14 protein-coding genes are annotated in these 17,298 nt (G+C 61.2%); 7 read left to right on the top strand and 7 right to left on the bottom strand.

Annotation, left to right across the window (positions count from 1 at the left end):
• Positions 1-10 precede the first annotated feature (10 nt).
• From VLL26_RS02330 to VLL26_RS02320, 3 genes are all read left to right on the top strand, one after another.
• Positions 11-826: a hypothetical protein gene (locus VLL26_RS02330; protein ID WP_342319520.1), complete on the top strand. Its 816-nt coding sequence runs from the start codon at positions 11-13 to the stop codon at positions 824-826.
• Between the two features lie 87 nt (positions 827-913).
• Positions 914-4,543: an ABC transporter ATP-binding protein gene (locus VLL26_RS02325; protein WP_342319519.1), complete on the top strand. Its 3,630-nt coding sequence runs from the start codon at positions 914-916 to the stop codon at positions 4,541-4,543.
• A gap of 124 nt (positions 4,544-4,667) precedes the next feature.
• Positions 4,668-8,414, top strand: coding sequence for a multifunctional oxoglutarate decarboxylase/oxoglutarate dehydrogenase thiamine pyrophosphate-binding subunit/dihydrolipoyllysine-residue succinyltransferase subunit (locus VLL26_RS02320; RefSeq protein WP_342319518.1), 3,747 nt, complete (start codon positions 4,668-4,670; stop codon positions 8,412-8,414).
• A gap of 200 nt (positions 8,415-8,614) precedes the next feature.
• Here VLL26_RS02320 and VLL26_RS02315 read toward each other — a convergent pair whose 3' ends face one another.
• Together VLL26_RS02315 and VLL26_RS02310 are read right to left on the bottom strand one after the other, a co-directional pair.
• Positions 8,615-9,349, bottom strand: coding sequence for a hypothetical protein (locus VLL26_RS02315; RefSeq protein ID WP_342319517.1), 735 nt, complete (start codon positions 9,347-9,349; stop codon positions 8,615-8,617).
• Between the two features lie 18 nt (positions 9,350-9,367).
• Positions 9,368-9,625: a hypothetical protein gene (locus VLL26_RS02310; protein WP_342319516.1), complete on the bottom strand. Its 258-nt coding sequence runs from the start codon at positions 9,623-9,625 to the stop codon at positions 9,368-9,370.
• Positions 9,626-9,746: 121 nt separating this feature from the next.
• On the opposite strand from VLL26_RS02310, the gene VLL26_RS02305 reads away from it, so the two are divergent.
• Positions 9,747-10,987 (top strand): IS3 family transposase gene (locus VLL26_RS02305; RefSeq protein WP_342318484.1). Its coding sequence is split into 2 segments (ribosomal slippage): positions 9,747-10,074 and positions 10,074-10,987, totalling 1,242 coding nucleotides; the frame shifts between segments, so codons are not numbered across the junction.
• On the opposite strand, the gene VLL26_RS02300 is transcribed toward VLL26_RS02305, so the two are convergent.
• Positions 10,984-11,223 carry a general stress protein gene (locus VLL26_RS02300; RefSeq protein WP_425292283.1) on the bottom strand — a complete coding sequence of 80 codons (240 nt, stop codon included), beginning with the start codon at positions 11,221-11,223 and terminating at the stop codon, positions 10,984-10,986. The genes VLL26_RS02305 and VLL26_RS02300 overlap by 4 nt on opposite strands.
• A gap of 98 nt (positions 11,224-11,321) precedes the next feature.
• On the opposite strand from VLL26_RS02300, the gene VLL26_RS02295 reads away from it, so the two are divergent.
• The gene (locus VLL26_RS02295) at positions 11,322-12,470 is read left to right on the top strand and encodes an Mrp/NBP35 family ATP-binding protein (protein WP_342319515.1); all 1,149 of its coding nucleotides are present in this window, start codon (positions 11,322-11,324) and stop codon (positions 12,468-12,470) included.
• Here VLL26_RS02295 and tatB read toward each other — a convergent pair.
• The 3 genes from tatB to sigE all read right to left on the bottom strand — a co-directional run bounded on the left by tatB (position 12,467) and on the right by sigE (position 13,980).
• Entirely contained in the window at positions 12,467-12,859 is a 393-nt protein-coding gene (gene tatB, locus VLL26_RS02290; protein ID WP_342319514.1) for a Sec-independent protein translocase protein TatB, read from the bottom strand. The genes VLL26_RS02295 and tatB overlap by 4 nt on opposite strands.
• A 10-nt stretch (positions 12,860-12,869) precedes the next feature.
• Entirely contained in the window at positions 12,870-13,190 is a 321-nt protein-coding gene (locus tag VLL26_RS02285; RefSeq protein WP_342319513.1) for an anti-sigma factor family protein, read from the bottom strand.
• 136 nt (positions 13,191-13,326) lie between these two features.
• Positions 13,327-13,980, bottom strand: a complete 654-nt coding sequence (gene sigE / locus VLL26_RS02280; RefSeq protein ID WP_342319512.1) for an RNA polymerase sigma factor SigE — start codon at positions 13,978-13,980, stop codon at positions 13,327-13,329.
• 178 nt (positions 13,981-14,158) lie between these two features.
• Between sigE and VLL26_RS02275 the strand changes: the two genes are divergently transcribed.
• Positions 14,159-14,806 (top strand): O-methyltransferase, encoded by a 648-nt coding sequence (locus VLL26_RS02275; protein ID WP_425292295.1) that lies wholly within the window; start codon positions 14,159-14,161, stop codon positions 14,804-14,806.
• Here the strand turns inward: VLL26_RS02275 and glgC are convergent.
• Positions 14,803-16,020, bottom strand: coding sequence for a glucose-1-phosphate adenylyltransferase (glgC, locus tag VLL26_RS02270; RefSeq protein ID WP_342319510.1), 1,218 nt, complete (start codon positions 16,018-16,020; stop codon positions 14,803-14,805). The genes VLL26_RS02275 and glgC overlap by 4 nt on opposite strands.
• A gap of 90 nt (positions 16,021-16,110) precedes the next feature.
• On the opposite strand from glgC, the gene glgA reads away from it, so the two are divergent.
• The gene (glgA, locus tag VLL26_RS02265; RefSeq protein WP_342319509.1) at positions 16,111-17,277 is read left to right on the top strand and encodes a glycogen synthase; all 1,167 of its coding nucleotides are present in this window, start codon (positions 16,111-16,113) and stop codon (positions 17,275-17,277) included.
• Positions 17,278-17,298: the final 21 nt, after the last annotated feature.

Genomic DNA, 17,298 nt, shown 5'->3' with positions numbered 1-17,298 from the left:
CACCGATGCGATGAACTCCGATCTAGCCACCCTGGAAAAAGAGGCCGGCCCGATCGGCCGCGCGTTTATCAGCACCGTAGACAAGGCTGTGCACCTGCAGGCGAGCTCCATTCACGGCTACGTCAACTGGTTGCGCCGCCAGAACCCTAAGATGTCCCCGGCAGAGATCCAGGGGCTGATGGACAAGCACTTTCGCAACACTGTCACTGGCACCGGGGTAGGCGTTGGCGTCGCAGCGGCAGTTCCAGGGGTGGGCTTGGTCACCGGTTCCGCCGCAATTGCAGGCGAGTCCGTCGTCTTCCTCGATCTGGCCGCCTTTTACACCATGGCCAGCGCCTACCTGCGCGGCGTGGACATCACGGACTCGGAGCACCGCCGCTCCATCGTCTTGGTCGTACTCACGGGCGCGAAGGGGTTGGCCGTGGTGGATGCGCTGCTCGGCCCGGAGGCGAAAAAGATCCCTACCGCCGCGACCCTGGCGCGGTTTTCCGGCCCGAAGCTGGCCGAGGCAAACAACATTCTCACCCGCGCCGCGATGAAGCAGATCACGCGCCGCATGCGCCGCGCGTGGATCGGCAAACTGCTCCCACTTGGACTAGGAGCCGTCGCCGGTGCAGGCGCGAACCGTAAACTGGCGGCCGCCGTCATTTCCAACGTGGCACCCGGCCTCGGCCCGATCCCGGCCCGCTTCCCAGCTGAGCCGCCAGCCGATCCTTCCCCCGATCAAACCCCCACCGATGAAAAGAAGGGCTTGATGGAGTTTGTTACCCGGGCATTTTCCCGAGATAGGGATACAGGCAAGGACCGCAACAACGCCACCAACTAACACCACGAGAGAGGCGGAGCGACAACCTTGGCCCACCCCACATTGACCCACTTTGGTGGCCGTAAACCAAATCTGCTGGTGCGTGCCATGGCCGCGAACAAGCCAGCCACAATCCTCGCTTTTGCAACGGCGGGCCTTGCAGCCGTGGCGCAGGTTTCGCTGCCCGCGCTGACCGGCCGCGCCATTGACGTAGCCACTGGGGTGGTGCCGGGCTCTGTGACCTATTTGGCGTGGTCGATGGTCGCAATCGCCCTGGTGACCTATGCGCTGTCCTGGTTGAGGCGCTGGTCGGCGGGGCGGTTGGCGTCCTCAACCCAACTGTGGGTGCGCACGGCGCTTTTGCGCGCGCTGCAACGCCTCGACGGGCCCGGCCAGGACAACATTGTCACCGGCCAGATCGTCGCCCGTTCCATTGCGGACTTAAGCCAACTGAACACGGTGCTTGGCCCAATGTCGATGTTTTTCACCCGCTTTTTGCAGTTGGTGTTCACCATCGTGGCCATGGCCGTTGTGGATGTGCGCCTGACAGCGTTGTCTTTGTGCCTTTTGCCTGCGATCTTGTGGGAGGCGAATCGCTCCCGCAAGGCGCTTTACGCGGCGACTTGGGTGGCGCAGCAGGCCACCGCAGACATGGCCGCGCATGTGGAACAAACCGTCTCCGGTGTGCGCGTGGTCAAGGCTTTTGGTCGCGAGGAACGCGCCATTGATGAGCTTGACCGGCTGAGCCGCTCGCTGTATGCGGTGAAGATGCGCTCGGCGAAGCTGATGGCTCGCTTTCAGCCGCTGTTGAGCCAGCTTCCCCAGCTCGCTCTCGTCATCACTATCGTGGCCGGCGGCCTCGCCGCTATTGATGGACGCATCTCGCTGGGAGGCTTTGTTTCCTTTACTGCGTACCTGACCTCCATGACGAGCATGCTCAGCATGCTCACCAACCAGTACGTGCGCTTGCAGATGGGCATGAGCTCTTTCGATCGCCTTGACGAGGTGCTCAGCCTTCGCCCGCAACGCGAGGATCCGATTTTGCCTGCGCCCACCCCACCAGGCCCCGTTGGTATCCGCTTCGACAACGTGCGTTTTTCCAGCGGCGGACACAGGGTACTCGACGGTTTTGATTTGAGTGTGCGCCCTGGTGAGTTTGTCTCCGTTGTCGGCCCGGCCGGCGCCGGCAAGACCATGGCGGTGCAGCTCGCCGGCGCTTTTTACGAGCCCGAGCAGGGCAGTGTCTCATTAGTGAGCGATTCCGGTTCAACCAACTTTGCCGATTTAACGACCGCGCAGATCCGCGAGAAGGTCACCTGCGTGTTCGACGAGGCTTTCCTTTTTTCTTCCAGCCTGCGCGACAACATCGCCATGGGTGCCCCGCGCGAGGTGACAGACGCCGAGGTGCGCGAGGCTGCGCGCCTCGCGCGCGCCGACGAGTTCATCGAAAGCCTCCCAAACGGCTATGACACGCTCGTCGGTGAGCGCGGTTTGACGTTGTCCGGCGGCCAGCGCCAGCGTGTCGCTTTGGCTCGCGCGCTTATTTCGCGCCCTGCTGTGCTTGTGCTTGACGACGCCACCAGTGCCATCGACGCCGAAAATGAGGCTGTCATCTTGGCGAATCTGCGTGAACACCTCAAAGATGTCGCTGTCATTGCCGTGGCGCACCGCCAGTCCACCGTGGATCACTCGGACCGCGTCGTGGTTGTCGACCAGGGCCGTGTGCTTGTCGACGCCCCCCGCGACCACGCCACCACGACCGACATTTACCGCGCTTTGATGGACCCCTCCCCCGACGCCGTCACCCCTGAGCCTGCCGAGCCAAGCCCGGCGAAGCTGTGGCCAGATATCTCCCCTGCCGACAAAGAACATGTTCTCACCGAGGTGGGCGGCGGGCGCGACAACCGTTCGATAGTGGCTACACCTGAGCTGCGTGAGCGGGTGGCGCACCTCCCGCCGCCCAAAGAAATGCCGAACATTGATACCACCCGCCTGCGCGAGCCTGGCCAAGACTTTGCGGTCTCCAGCTTGTTCGGCGCGGTGCGCTGGCTCATCGCGGCCACTGTCGCCCTCCTCATCGTGGGTGTTTTGGCGCAGTTGGCCTTCCCTACCCTGATCCGCTCCGGCATTGACGACGGCATCACCCCCGGTGACCCTCGCGCTTTGTGGACTGTCGGCTCCCTCGCCTTGGGTGTGGTGGTGATCGGGTGGGCCAGCGAAACTCTCATGACGGTGCTCAGCGCCCGCTCCGGTGAGCGTTTGCTTTACGGCCTGCGTATTCGTAGCTACGCCCACCTGCAACGTCTCGGAATGTCCTATTTCGAGCGCCACCTCTCAGGCCGCATCATGACCCGCATGACCACCGATATCGATGCTTTGTCAAGCTTTTTGCAGACCGGTTTGGCCCAAGCGATCGTTTCCTCCGGAACACTGCTCGGCGTGGTGGTTATGCTTTTTGCCACCGACGCTGGGCTGACCGTGGTGGCCTTGGCGGCTGTGCCGGTCATCGCCTTGGCAACGTATTTCTTCCGTATCTACTCCAAGCGTTGGTACTCCGCCATGCGGACCCAAGTCTCCGCCGTCAACGGCGAATTCGCCGAGCTGATCGGTGGGATCCGCTCCACCCAGATGCACCTGGGGGAAGCTGCCACCGAAGCTCACTTCGAAAAAGAAGCCGACACATACCGCCGCTACAGCATGCGCTCGGCGACGCTGATGGCCACGTACTTCCCCGGTATGCAGGCGATCTCCCAGATCATGACGGCCGTGATCATTCTCGTCGGGGGCCAGCGCGTGGCCGCGGGTGAGCTCTCCGTCGGCGTCCTCGTCGCTTTTACTATGTATCTGGCGCAGCTTTACGGCCCGATCCAGGAACTCGGCCAGATCTTCGACTCCTGGCAGCAGGCCACCATTTCCTTCGGTCGCATCCAGGACCTGTTAAACACCACCACGACGGTGCCCGACGATGGCACCGATTCGGATGCCGCCGACAAGGCACGCGGAGACGTCACCTTTGAAAACGTCACCTTCAGCTACGGGGGCCGCGACGGAGATGAGCCGGGAGAGACAGTCATCGAAGATCTCAACCTCACCCTGCGCAGCGGCGAAACCGTGGCACTTGTCGGCTCCACCGGGGCAGGTAAATCGACCGTCGTCAAGCTTTTGGCGCGCTTCTACGACCCCATCGAGGGCACCGTACGCGCCTCGGGCCGCGACATCGCATCTTTCCCGCTGTCCGACTGGCGCCGCGCCGTGGCCCAGGTGCCGCAAGAAACCTACATCTTCCCCGGAACCGTGGCCGACAACATCGCCTACGGCGTCGACAATGCAACCGAGGCCGAGATCGAAAACGCCGTGCGCGCCATCGGAGCACTCAACGTCATTGCGACGATTCCCGGCGGGTTCAACCACACGGTCGGAGAACGCGGCCGAGGTTTAAGCTCCGGGCAGCGCCAAATCATCGCCCTAGCGCGCGCAGAGATGCTACATCCCAACATTGTGCTTCTCGACGAAGCCACAGCCACCCTCGACCCCGCAACCGAAAAGGCCGTCCTCGACGCCGCCGAGCACACCACCGTGGGGCGCACCTCCGTAATCGTCGCCCACCGATTGGCCACAGCGGCACGGGCAGACCGTGTACTTGTCCTCAATAAAGGACGTATCATGGAAGACGGTGCGCACGGGGACCTCCTTAAGCAAGGAGGTGCTTACGCGCGAATGTGGTCTATTAACCGCTAACGGGGGTGAGCACACCCCATACCGAAGAAAAACTGCCAAGTGAGTTAGCACTCACTCGGCGATGACAATTAGAGTCAATAAAGTTACCGCTTTATATACCCAAGAAGAGAGGCGAACACCTGCCGTGAGCAGCGACAAGACTTTCGGCCAGAACGACTGGCTGGTAGATCAGATGTTCCAGCAGTACAAGGAAGATCCCAACTCAGTCGACCAGGAATGGCGCGAACTGTTTGACAAACAGGGATCCCCCGCTACTGCTCAGGGCACTCCGTCGGTCTCCCCGGCGAAGTCCGCGGAGGGTGTCTCTGAGGCTAAAACCTCCCCCAAGGTGGCCAAGAGCACGGCCGCACCGAGCCAGGACGGTCGCCAAACGAAGGTGGATCAAGCCGCCGAAAACGCGGTGAAGAAGCCCTCCAAAACGCTTCCGAAGCCGAAGGTTTCCCCGCTGGACAAGCTCAGTTCCATCACCACCGAACCGGGTGAAATCCAGCTCAAGGGAGCGTTTCGGGCCATCGCGAAAAACATGAACGAGTCCCTCAGCGTGCCCACCGCCACCACGGTGCGTGACATGCCGGTCAAGCTCATGTTTGAAAACCGTGCCCTGATCAACGACCACCTCAAGCGCACGCGCGGCGGCAAGATCTCGTTTACCCACATCCTCGGCTACGCCATCGTCCAGTCCACCAAGCTGCACCCGGACATGAACAAGAACTACCGCGAGGAAGGCAACAAGTCCTTCGCGGTACAGCCGGATCACATTAACCTGGGCCTGGCCATCGACCTGCCCCAAAAGGACGGCTCCCGCTCCCTCGTCGTCGCCGCTATCAAAGAGTGCGAACGGCTCTCCTTCAACGAGTTCGTCGACGCTTACGAAGACATCGTGGCCCGCGCCCGCGTGGGCAAGCTCACCATGGACGACTTCCAGGGTGTGACCATTCAACTGACCAACCCTGGCGGCATCGGTACCCGCCACTCCATCCCACGTTTGATGAAGGGCCAAGGCACCATCGTCGGCGTCGGCGCCATGGATTACCCGGCTGAATTCGCCGGCGCCTCCGAGGACCGCCTCGCCGAACTAGGCGTGGGCAAATTGGTCACGTTGACCTCTACCTACGATCACCGCGTGATTCAGGGTGCCGAATCGGGTGAGTTTTTGCGCGATATCTCGCAGCTCATCATCGACGACACATTCTGGGACGAAGTCTTTGAGTCCCTCGAAATTCCTTACGCTCCGCTGCGCTGGGCCCAGGATTTGCCGAACTCCGGCATTAACAAGGACACCCGGGTCATGCAGCTCATCGAGGCTTACCGTTCCCGCGGCCACCTCATTGCCGACACGAACCCGCTGCGCTGGCAGCAGCCGGGCCTGCCCAAGCCGGACGCTCGCGACCTCCTCATGGAAACCCACGGACTGACCTTGTGGGACCTTGACCGCACCTTCCACGTCGGTGGTTTCGGCGGCAAGGAAACCATGACCCTACGCGAGGTCATGTCCCGCCTGCGCGCCGCTTACACCCTCCACGTCGGCGCTGAGTTCACGCACATCCTCGACCGCGACGAACGTGAATGGCTGCGCGACCGCATGGAAGCTGGCATGCCCAAGCCGACCAACGCGGAACAGAAATACATTTTGCAAAAGCTCAACGCCGCCGAGGCCTTTGAGAACTTCCTGCAGACCAAGTACCTGGGCCAGAAACGTTTCTCCCTGGAAGGCGCCGAGACTCTCATTCCGCTGATGGACGCCGTCATCGACACCGCCGCCGGCCAAGGCCTAGACGAAGTTGTCATTGGTATGCCGCACCGCGGCCGTCTGAACGTCTTGTTCAACATTGTGGGCAAGCCGGTTGCCACTATTTTCACCGAGTTTGAAGGCAATATGCAGTCCGCCCAGCAGGGCGGCTCCGGCGATGTGAAGTACCACCTTGGTTTTCAGGGAGAGCACATCCAGATGTTCGGCGACGGCGAGATCAAAGTGTCTTTGGCCGCCAACCCCTCCCACCTCGAGGCCGTCGACCCGGTTCTGGTGGGTATCGCCCGTGCGAAGGACGACCACCTGAAGCACACCGAGGGCCGCAACGACCACCCAATCGTTCCCCTCATGCTTCACGGCGACGCCTCCTTCGCTGGCCTGGGAGTGGTGCAAGAGACGCTAAACCTGTCCAACCTCAACGGATACACCGTCGGCGGCACCGTCCACATCGTGGTCAACAACCAAATCGGTTTCACCACCACCCCGGACGCTGGCCGCTCCACCTACTACGCCACCGACCTGGCCAAAGGCTTCGACTGCCCAGTCTTCCACGTCAACGGCGACGACCCGGAAGCAGCCGCTTGGGTGGCGCAGTTGGCCACCGAATACCGCCGCGAGTTCGGCAAGGATGTTTTCATTGACTTGATCTGCTACCGTTTGCGCGGCCATAACGAAGCTGATGATCCGACCGTGACTCAGCCTCTCATGTACGAGCAGATTCAAAGCCACCCCTCGGTGCGCACCCGCTACACCAATGACCTCATCGGCCGCGGCGACATTACCGAGGAGGAGGCGGAGATTGCAGCACAGGACTTCGTGGACCAGCTCGACTCCGTTTTCTCCGACGTCAAGTCGCATGCAGGCAAGCCGAGCGAACAGACAGGCATCACCGAAGCCCAAAAGCTCACCCGGGGCCTGGACACCAACATTTCCGAGGACGTGTTCAATCGCCTCGCGGAGGCCTTCGCCACCTTGCCGGAGGAGTTCACCCCGAACAAGCGCTTGAAGGCGGTTTTGAAAAAGCGCGGCAGCTCCTTTACCGAGGGAGACATTGACTGGGGTTGGGGTGAGCTGCTCGCCTTCGGCTCGCTCGCCGAGGAAGGCAAGTACGTTCGCCTCGCCGGCGAGGACTCACAGCGCGGCACCTTCACCCAACGTCACGCAGTGCTCTACAACCCGGAAAACGGCGAGTCCTACAACCCTCTAGACGCAAACGCGCACAAGGCTGGCAACAATGGCCGCTTCGAGGTGTATAACTCCGCACTGACCGAGTTCGCGGGAATGGGCTTCGAGTATGGCTACACCGTGGGCAACCGCGATGCCGTCGTGGCATGGGAGGCGCAGTTCGGAGACTTCGCCAACGGCGCCCAAACCATCATCGACGAGTACGTTTCCTCCGGTGAAACCAAGTGGGGCGAGCTGTCCTCCCTGATTTCCCTTCTGCCGCACGGCTACGAGGGCCAGGGCCCGGACCACTCCTCCGCCCGCATCGAACGTTTCTTGCAGCTCGTCGCTGAAGGTTCGATGACGATCGCTCAGCCGTCCACCCCAGCGAACCACTTCCACCTGTTGCGCCGCCAAGGCCTCGGGGAGATGAAGCGTCCCCTGGTTGTGTTCACCCCCAAGTCGATGCTGCGTAACAAGGCGGCTGTGTCCCAGCCGAGCGACTTCATCGAGGTCAACCGCTTCCAGTCCGTGATCGACGACCCGAACTTCGTCCAGCGCGGCAATGAGAAGATCGACGGTGCGGACCACTCCAAGGTTGAAACAATCATGCTGTGCTCCGGCAAGATTTACTACGAGCTGGATAAGCGCCGCAAGGATGACAACCGCGACGACGTCGCCATCGTGCGCGTGGAGATGCTCCACCCGATCCCCTTCAACCGTCTGCGAGATGCCTTCGCTAACTACCCGAATGCCACGGAGATCCGCTGGGTCCAGGACGAACCGGCTAATCAGGGCGCATGGCCGTTCTACAATGAGCACCTGCGCAACCTAATCCCGGAGATGCCGGAAATGGTCCGCATTTCCCGCCGCTCCCAGTCCACCACCGCCACCGGCGTGGCGAAGGTGCACCAGCAAGAGGAAAAGCAGTTGCTAGACGAGGCCTTCAAGAAGTAGGCCCCGCTACACAAAGACCGGCTTTTGCGTTTGGCAACAAGCCGGTCTTCTTTTGTGCGCTCGTGGTGTTTGCTGTGGCGCACAGCGACGCGCCCGCAGCGCTTATTGCTTGACTAGCTTTGCCACCCCCGACAACCTGGCCTTAGCGAACTCAAAGCGCGGGCGCGTTAGGGCCGGAAGTCTTTGCCGCTTGCCGCAGGCTAGATTGGGGCCTGCTGTTGGGATATATCTTCGGGATCTTCAATGCGCACGTTCGGATCGATACTGGCGTATTCAAGCAACCAGTCGGCGACGACCTCGTTGACGGGATCGCCGGCGCGAACGTGCTCCGACATCTCCATGAGGTCTTTCGTGTTGAGCACACGGGTGATGAAATTGATGCGCTGAACCTGAGCACGCGTAAACATGTTCTTGCTAAACACCGGGATGATGTTGTGGGGCAAATGCGGAACACCACCAGTGTTTTCGTCGCAGCCTTGCGCCGGCGAAGGATCGACAGTCATCACGGTGCCGGGAAACGCCCCGACGACAGCGTCGTAGGTTGCCACCGAAGCTTCGTCACTGCCCGAAGCGAAGGCTTGCCCTGTGTGTTCTTCTGCCAATCTCACGGCGGCGCCCGGATTCAACTTGTGCAACAAAACCCCGGTGCAAGCGAAGGTGAAGTTGGCGTTTTGGGTGGTGATGATATCCACCGCGCTAGTGCGCGAATCTAGTTCGGCTTCGGTGACGGAGGAATTGCGTCCGAGCGCCGTGAGAACTTGGTGGAAAATCTCCGCGAGCACCACCTGCTCCGGCTCGTACGGGTTCACCGCGATTGTGACCGTATCCTTTTCGCCGGGGCGATCGGGTAGACCCGGCCTGTCGGAGGTGCATCCCGCGAGGATGAGGCAGCCGGCGCCAAGAGCACCGACGGCGCGGCGTCGAAAGTGTCTCACCTGAATCATTCTAATGTGCTATTCGGAGGTGAAATCCATCCGGCCGATCGCGTCACGGGCCCGCGGGGCGCTTTCCGGTTCACACAGGATGTCGTAATGGCCTGCCACGATGTTGGTCGCAGAGGAAAAATCACGCTTTCCACCCGTGAAGGCGTAACTTACGGCGGCGAAAACCAACCCGAAGATAACACCGATGCCGAGAGAGGACACCACAACTGCCCACCCGCCCGAGGACGGGGCGAAAAGGGCCAGCAAAAGACCGATGAAAATGCCCATCCAGCCGCCGGAGACTGCTCCACCTGCCAGAACCCGCGGCCATGTGAGCCGGGACCTGACCCCTTGGTGGTGGACACGCTGAAACCAGCATTTCGCTGGGGAAGTGAGGTACCTTTCCACCATGCCACGCAAGACCTACACCGAGCAGTTCAAGCGTGACGCAGTGACGTTGTACGAGTCGACCCCTGGAGCCACGATCAACGCGATCGCCTCCGATCTCGGGGTCAACCGCAACTCCCTGCGCACCTGGCTCGACGCCTTCGGCACCGGCACCAAAACCAACGCCAACGGTGAAAAAGTCGCCAGCCCGATCGCCGCAGCCAACAGCGAACGTACTCCTGCTCAAGGACTCTCCGATGCCGAACGCATCCGCATGCTGGAACGCGAAAACGCCACGCTACGGGAAGAACGAGAGATCCTGCGCAAGGCGGCCAAATATTTCGCGGAAGAGACGAACTGGTGAACCGCTTTCAGTTCGTTGATGACCACCGAGACTTCTACGAGGTCAAGCGGTTATGTGAGGTCCTGAAGATCAACCGGTCCTCCTACTACAAGTGGAAATCTGCTGCTCCTGCCCGCCGGCGACGCCTCGTCGCTGACGCGGCGCTGGGAGCGAGGATCAAGGCCGTGTTCACAGCTGAGAACGGCTGTTACGGGGCGAAACGCATCACAGCGGCCATCAACTCGGATCCGACCAGCGATGATCGCCTCAATCACAAGCGCACCGCCAGGCTGATGCGCCAGATGGAATTGTTCGGCTACACCAAGAAACGCCGCGTAAAGACCACGGTGTCTGCGAAACGCGCTCCGACGTTTCCGGATCTGCTCGCACGCCGTTTCACCGCGGAGAAACCAAACATGGTCTACGTCGGCGATATCACCTACCTCCCGATTGCAGATGGGTCGAATATGTACCTGGCGACGGTCATCGACTGCTACTCGCGGCAGTTGACCGGTTTCGCGATCGCCGTCCACATGCGTACGGAGTTAGTTGAAGAGGCTTTGATGATGGCTTACGGGATCCGTGGCGGGCTTGACGGAGCGATTTTCCACTCCGATCATGGCAGTGTATACACCTCTGATCGGTACCGAAGACTATGTGAACGTCTCGGTGTTACCCAATCGATGGGAGCAATTGGTACCAGCGCGGATAATTCTCTGGCGGAGTCGTTCAACGCCACGTTGAAACGGGAAGTCCTTCAAGATGCACCTGTTTTCGCCAGTCAGCTGGTGTGTCGCCGGGACGTGTTCCAATGGTGCAGTCGCTACAACACCAAACGCCTGCACTCGAGGTGCGGCTATCGTTCGCCGAACGCCTTTGAATCTTCCGAAACAGCTATACTCAAAACCGCATCTGATTAAAACTCCGTGTCCACTTTCCGGGGTTCAGACCCCCGGCCTGTGACGTTTTCAACCTGCATCAAATCGACGCCCACGATAGTCAGGTGCTGCACGGGGAAGTCGCTGTCGGCTAAGGAGTCGACAGCGCGCTGCGCATCAGCGTAGGTGTCAAACCGGCCCACCGGCCACCCGGATGGGCGCTGGCGGGCGTTTGTCGGGTTCATACCTAAGTCGTTGGGGCGTGGCTGAAAGGCCATGGCGTTGATTCCTTTGTGGTTGTCGGCATCTTCTTGAGTTCCTCTACCACGGTAGCCTGTCGCCTAGATCAGGTGATGACGCATATACTTATGCCCAAATGTCTAACTCCACTGCACTTACCCACGACCTCGTCATGCAGGCACTGAGCCGCGTCGAGGACCCGGAAATCGGCAAACCACTGACCGAGCTCGACATGATCGAATCGGTTGCGATCAACGGCGCGGATGTCACCGTCGGGGTCTATCTCACCATCGCCGGATGCCCCATGCGCGAGACCATCCAGGACAATGTTCGCGCCGTTGTCGAAGAACTCGACGGCGTAGATTCCGCGACCGTGACCATGCACACCATGTCCGAACAGCAGCGTCGCGCACTGCGCGAGAAGCTGCGCGGTGCGCAGACCACCCCGGAGATCCCGTTTGCGGACAAGGACTCCACCACCCGCGTGTTCGCGGTGGCTTCCGGCAAAGGTGGTGTGGGAAAATCCTCTGTCACCGTCAACTTGGCCACTGCTCTCGCCGCCGAAGGCCTCAGCGTGGGCATCCTCGACGCCGACATATACGGCCATTCCATTCCAGGTCTGATGGGGTCGACGGATTTGTCTCCCACCGTCGTCGACGACATGATCATGCCGCCGATCACCCACAACGTCCGACACATCTCCGTAGGCCAGTTCGTCGAAGGCAACGCCCCCGTCGTGTGGCGCGGACCGATGCTTACCCGCGCAATCCAGCAGTTCCTTTCCGATGTTTACTGGGGCGATCTCGACGTTTTGTTCATGGACCTGCCGCCCGGAACCGGTGACGTAGCCATCACTGTTGCTCAACTAATCCCACACGCTGAACTGATTGTGGTGACCACCCCGCAGGCCGCCGCGGCCCAGGTCGCTGAGCGCGCCGGCACTATTTCCCAGCAGACCGGCCAACGCATCGCCGGCGTGGTGGAAAACATGTCGGGGATGATTATGCCGGACGGCACCGTGATGAACATTTTTGGCGACGGGGGCGGCAAAAATGTCGCGCAACGCCTCACCGCGTTGAGCGATAGCGGCGAGGTCAAACTGCTGGGTTCCATTCCGCTGGATCCAAAACTGCGCGAGCACGGAGACGACGGCACACCTGTCGTTTTATCGGAGCCGGAATCCCCCTCCGCCCAGGCGCTGCAAAAGATCGCGTCCGCGCTGAAAATCCGGCGCAACTCCCTGGCTGGCAAAAACCTCTCGCTCGGCGTGCACCCGCAAAGCTAGAGAACATCCTCCCAGGAAAACCCCGCGCCTTTATCGCGGTGGGGAGGTTTGTAAGTCTCCGGGGGCTGCGGGCTTTCCATCCGGTCCCGCGGATCGGGGCTGGTTTCGACGTCGAAAGGTTCATCGTCGAAAAGCGCCTTGGTAATGGCGCGGCGCGGCCCCATCGAAGCGTACTTCGTCACCGTGTCCAAGGGTTTGCGAAACTCCTCGAACTCCGCTAAACCGCTGTCTAACTCGAGTTCTTTCTTCGCGTTGTCGATCGCCTTGCGGGCGGCGTAAATCGCCGCCCGGACATCCTGGATAACACCAGGTAGCCGCTCAGGGCCAATAACAATAAGTCCGATAATCAGGACGAAGAAAATCTCGCCCCACCCGATGCTGGAGAACACGGCTCACACCTTACCCGCGGCGTTTAATTGCTCGCAGGGCAGTCTCCACGAAGTCAGCGACATCCCCGAAAACCGCCTCACCCTTAGAGCGCCCTGCACCCCGCTCCTCACCACAGCAGTCGTCCTGCACCCGGTTAAGCCGCTCGAGGAGGTTTTGCGGGGCGCGGATCGATGGATCTGCCTTCGATGAGCGCAGCCGCTCCGCTGCGGCCCGCTGAATACTCACCTCGTTGCGACATTCCTCGCAGCGCAGCATGTGGGTGCGGGCACGGTGCGCTGCGGTGTCAGACAGTTCCCCATCCACGAAGGCGGCGACCGCCTCAGTGCTCAAATGCTCAGTAGAGCGAAAGCGCGGAAAGCCGGATGGATCAGTCGCATGAATGTTGATGGCGCCTAACCTCCTTCGACCCCGTGGGCGTGTACGTGCGTGTTTTCTTCACCCACTTTATACCGGGCAGAGCGAAGGGCTAGCGGGCGCGAATGAGTTCGTGCGCGGCGGCGTCGTCAAGCGCCTGCTCCTCAAGGCTGAGGCGCAACTGCGTCCGACCACGGTGAATCCGCGAGCGCACTGTGCCCATCTTCACACCGAGAGTCTCGGCGATTTCCTCGTAGCTCATCCCCACCACATCACACAACACCACCGCGACACGGAAATCGGGGCCGAGCTCATCAAGTGCGCGCTGCAAAGCGGGATCGAGGTTAGAGGCGTTATACACCTGTTCAGGGGTCATGTCGGTGCCAGGAACACGCTCGTAATCCTCCGGCAGCGCTTCCATGCGAATCTTCGCGCGGTGGCGCACCATATCCAAAAACAGGTTCGTAGTGATCCGGTGCAACCAGCCCTCAAAAGTTCCAGGCTGGTAGCGCTTCAAGCTGCGAAAGACACGCATGAATGTTTCCTGCGTCAAATCTTCCGCATCGTGCTGGTTGCCAGCCAAGCGGAAGGCAAGGCGGTAAACGCTGTCGGCGTGCTCCGCCACCAGCTCCGACCAAGAAGGCATGTCCCCTTCGCCTGCGTCGAACGCCGCCGTGCCACTGAGCTGTTCGCCCGCTAAACGCTCAGCAGCCGGTGAGACAAAATTCTCGGGCGTCTCGCCCACAGACGGAAGGTCGCTTCGCATACCGTGTATTTTTCCAAACTCCGTCCCCAAAGGCCATTGAATAACCCTTAAAATTCTCCCGTGGCGACATAACAGTTACCTAAATGGTTCTCCCTGCGGCCCCGCAGCGTGCTGCCGCCCTGAACCGCCTCATTGACCCCCTATAGTAAAAGGCGTGAACGACTCCGCCTTTTCCACTATGAACGACTACATCGTGCAGCGCTGCCGCGAGTCGGCGTCGGCTGCCCACGGTGAGTTCGCCCGCGGCCTAGAGCAGGCCCGCACCGATGCCGAGGAAAGCTTTTTGCCCGCCCCCGGCACCGCTCTCGGCCAACTTCTGACCACCCTGGCTGCCGCCGGCGCCTCCCCCAATGGTGCGGTTGCCGTGACCCCCGCCGCCGGCGTTGTGGGCCTACACATCCTCCACGGACTGTCGGAGAAAGCTACGCTGACCTGCATCGAGCCTGAAGCCGAACACCAAACGGGGGCGCGCGAGGCTTTCCGTACCGCAGGTTTCGCCCCGGCGCGCGCTCGCTTCCTCACCGCGCGGCCACTCGATGTGATGGGGCGGTTGGCTCCGGAGTCCTACCACCTCGTCTACGCCGACGTCGCGCCGGTGGAGCTTTCCTCCATGCTTGCCGCCGCGTGGCCGCTGCTTGCCCGCGGCGGAACACTCCTCATCGCAGATTCGCTTCTCGACGGAACCATTGCCGACCCGACCCGCCGCGACCGCGACACGGAGGCAGTCCGGGCGCTGTGGGAAGACGCTGACAAGCTAGGCGATGAGGCCGCTGTGGTCACCCGCCTGCCTCTCGACGGCGGGATCACCTTAGTGACGAAGCGCTAAACAACTTCGTTTTTGCCCACCACGACAACACCATTTTCAGAGACTGTGTAGCGTTGCCGGTCACGCCCGGCATCGACGCCGATGATCTCCCCTTCGGAAACAAAGACGTTTTTGTCGAGGATTGCGTGGCGCACCACGGCACCTTTGCCCACGCGCACTCCTGGCATGAGAACCGAACCTTCCACCGTCGCACCCTCCTCAATGCGCACATCTGTCGACAGCACCGAGTTGCGCACTGTTGCTCCTGAGACAATCGAGCCGGAGGCCACGATCGACTCCTGCGAAATGCCTCCCATGACGAACTTCGCCGGCGGCAAGTTGCCGTCCTCTGTGGAGTGAATCGGCCACGCCTTGTTGTAAAGGTTGAAGATCGGGTGCGAGGAAATCAAATCCATGTGAGCCTCGTAGAAGGAGTCGATGGTGCCCACATCGCGCCAATATCCTTTGTCGCGATCCGTCGCACCCGGCACTTCGTTCTGCGAGAAGTCATAGACGTTGGCGTCACCTTTGCCCACGAAGTACGGGATGATGTCGCCTCCCATGTCGTGGGAAGAATCGTCGTTTTGCTCATCTTCTAGAAGTGCCTTCACCAAAGCTTCCGTGGTGAAAACGTAGTTGCCCATGGAGGCGAAGGTGACGTCTGGGTCGTCCGGGGTGCCGGGCGGGTCAGCCGGCTTTTCCAAAAACTCGGTGACGGTTCCGTCCGGGTCCGCCTGAATACAGCCGAAGGCGCTGGCCTCCGACCGCGGCACACGAATGCCGGCGACGGTGGCGGCCTTGCCGGATCGAATGTGGTCGTGAACCATCTGGGATGGGTCCATGCGGTAGACGTGGTCGGCGCCGAAGACGAGGACGTAGTCCGGTTTGTCGTCGTAGATCAGGTTCAGCGACTGGACAATCGCGTCGGCAGAGCCGCTGTACCAACGTTTGCCACGGCGCTGCTGCGCCGGCACGGAAGCAATGTACTGCGGGGTCGGCCCCGACATGTTCCACGCGGTGGCCACGTGGCGGTCGAGCGAGTGGGACTTGTATTGGGTCAACACGGCGATGCGGGTGTAGCCTGCGTTGACCAAGTTGGACAGGACGAAATCGATAAGGCGGTAGGTACCGCCAAAGGGGACGGCGGGTTTCGCGCGGTCGGCGGTCAGCGGGAATAGGCGCTTTCCCTCTCCGCCCGCTAGGACAATGGCTAGAACTCTCGGCTGGCTTCTCACACCACTTCAGCTTAGCCACCTTAAAGCACCTGTGCAGGGGGTTCCTGGGGTTCCTGCACCGTTGGGCAAACGCCACTAGGCTCGGCGGATATGAGAGTCGGAATGATGACCCGAGAGTATCCGCCGGAGGTCTACGGCGGAGCCGGTGTCCATGTCGCGGAATTGACCCGCTTCATGCGGGAGATTACCCAGGTTCACGTCCATTGCATGGGGGCACCCCGCAAGGAGGAGGGTGTTTTCGTTCACGGCGTTGACCCCGATCTTGATGGGGCCAACGGAGCCATCAAAACCCTCTCCACGGGCCTGCGTATGGCGCACGCCGCGAACAACTTGGACGTAGTCCACTCCCACACGTGGTACGCGGGCCTTGGCGGTCACCTAACTGGCCTGCTTTACAACATTCCCCACGTGGTTACTGCCCACTCCCTCGAACCGGACCGGCCGTGGAAGCGCGAGCAGCTCGGCGGGGGCTACGACGTGTCGTCTTGGTCGGAGAAAAACGCGATGGAAAACGCCGACGCGGTCATCGCGGTATCGTCCGGCATGAAAGAGGCAATTTTGCGCGCCTACCCGCGCATTGAGCCGGACAAGGTGCACGTGGTGCTCAACGGCATCGACACCGCCCGCTGGTTCCCGGGTGCTGCCACTGGCGGCGAATCAGTAACTGAGGTCCTTGGGGTGGATCGATCCAAGCCGATCGCCGCGTTTGTCGGTCGCATCACTCGGCAAAAGGGCGTGCCGCACCTGCTTAAGGCGGCGCGCCGCTTCGACGAGGACGTCCAGCTCATTTTGTGTGCCGGCGCGCCGGACACCCCGGAGATAGCCGCGGAGACTGAACAGCTCGTGGACACTTTGCGCGCGGAGCGCGACGGCGTGTTCTGGGTCAAAGATATGCTGCCGCCGGAAAAGATCCGTGAGGTTTACGCGGCGGCCGACGTGTTCGTCTGCCCCTCTATTTACGAACCTTTAGGCATTGTCAACTTGGAGGCGATGGCCTGCGCCACTGCGGTGGTTGCCTCCCGCGTGGGCGGCATTCCTGAGGTCGTGATCGACGGGGAGACTGGCATCTTGGTCGACTACGACGAGGAAGATCCGGCAAGTTTCGAGGCGGGAATCGCCGCGGCCGTCAACGCAGTCGTTGGCGACCGGCAGCGTTGCGTACAAATGGGCGAGGCGGGTCTGGCCCGCGCTCGCGATGAGTTTTCTTGGGCCACCATCGCCCAGCAGACCATCGATGTGTACAAGCATCTGATCTAGAGTTTTTTAGCCGCAAAACCA

The sequence above is a fragment of the Corynebacterium sp. BD556 genome, assembly GCF_038452275.1.
GTDB classification, from domain to species: Bacteria; Actinomycetota; Actinomycetes; order Mycobacteriales; family Mycobacteriaceae; genus Corynebacterium; species Corynebacterium mayonis.
The sequence above is the reverse complement of the archived record's forward strand: the minus strand, read 5'-3'. Positions and strand labels throughout refer to the sequence as shown.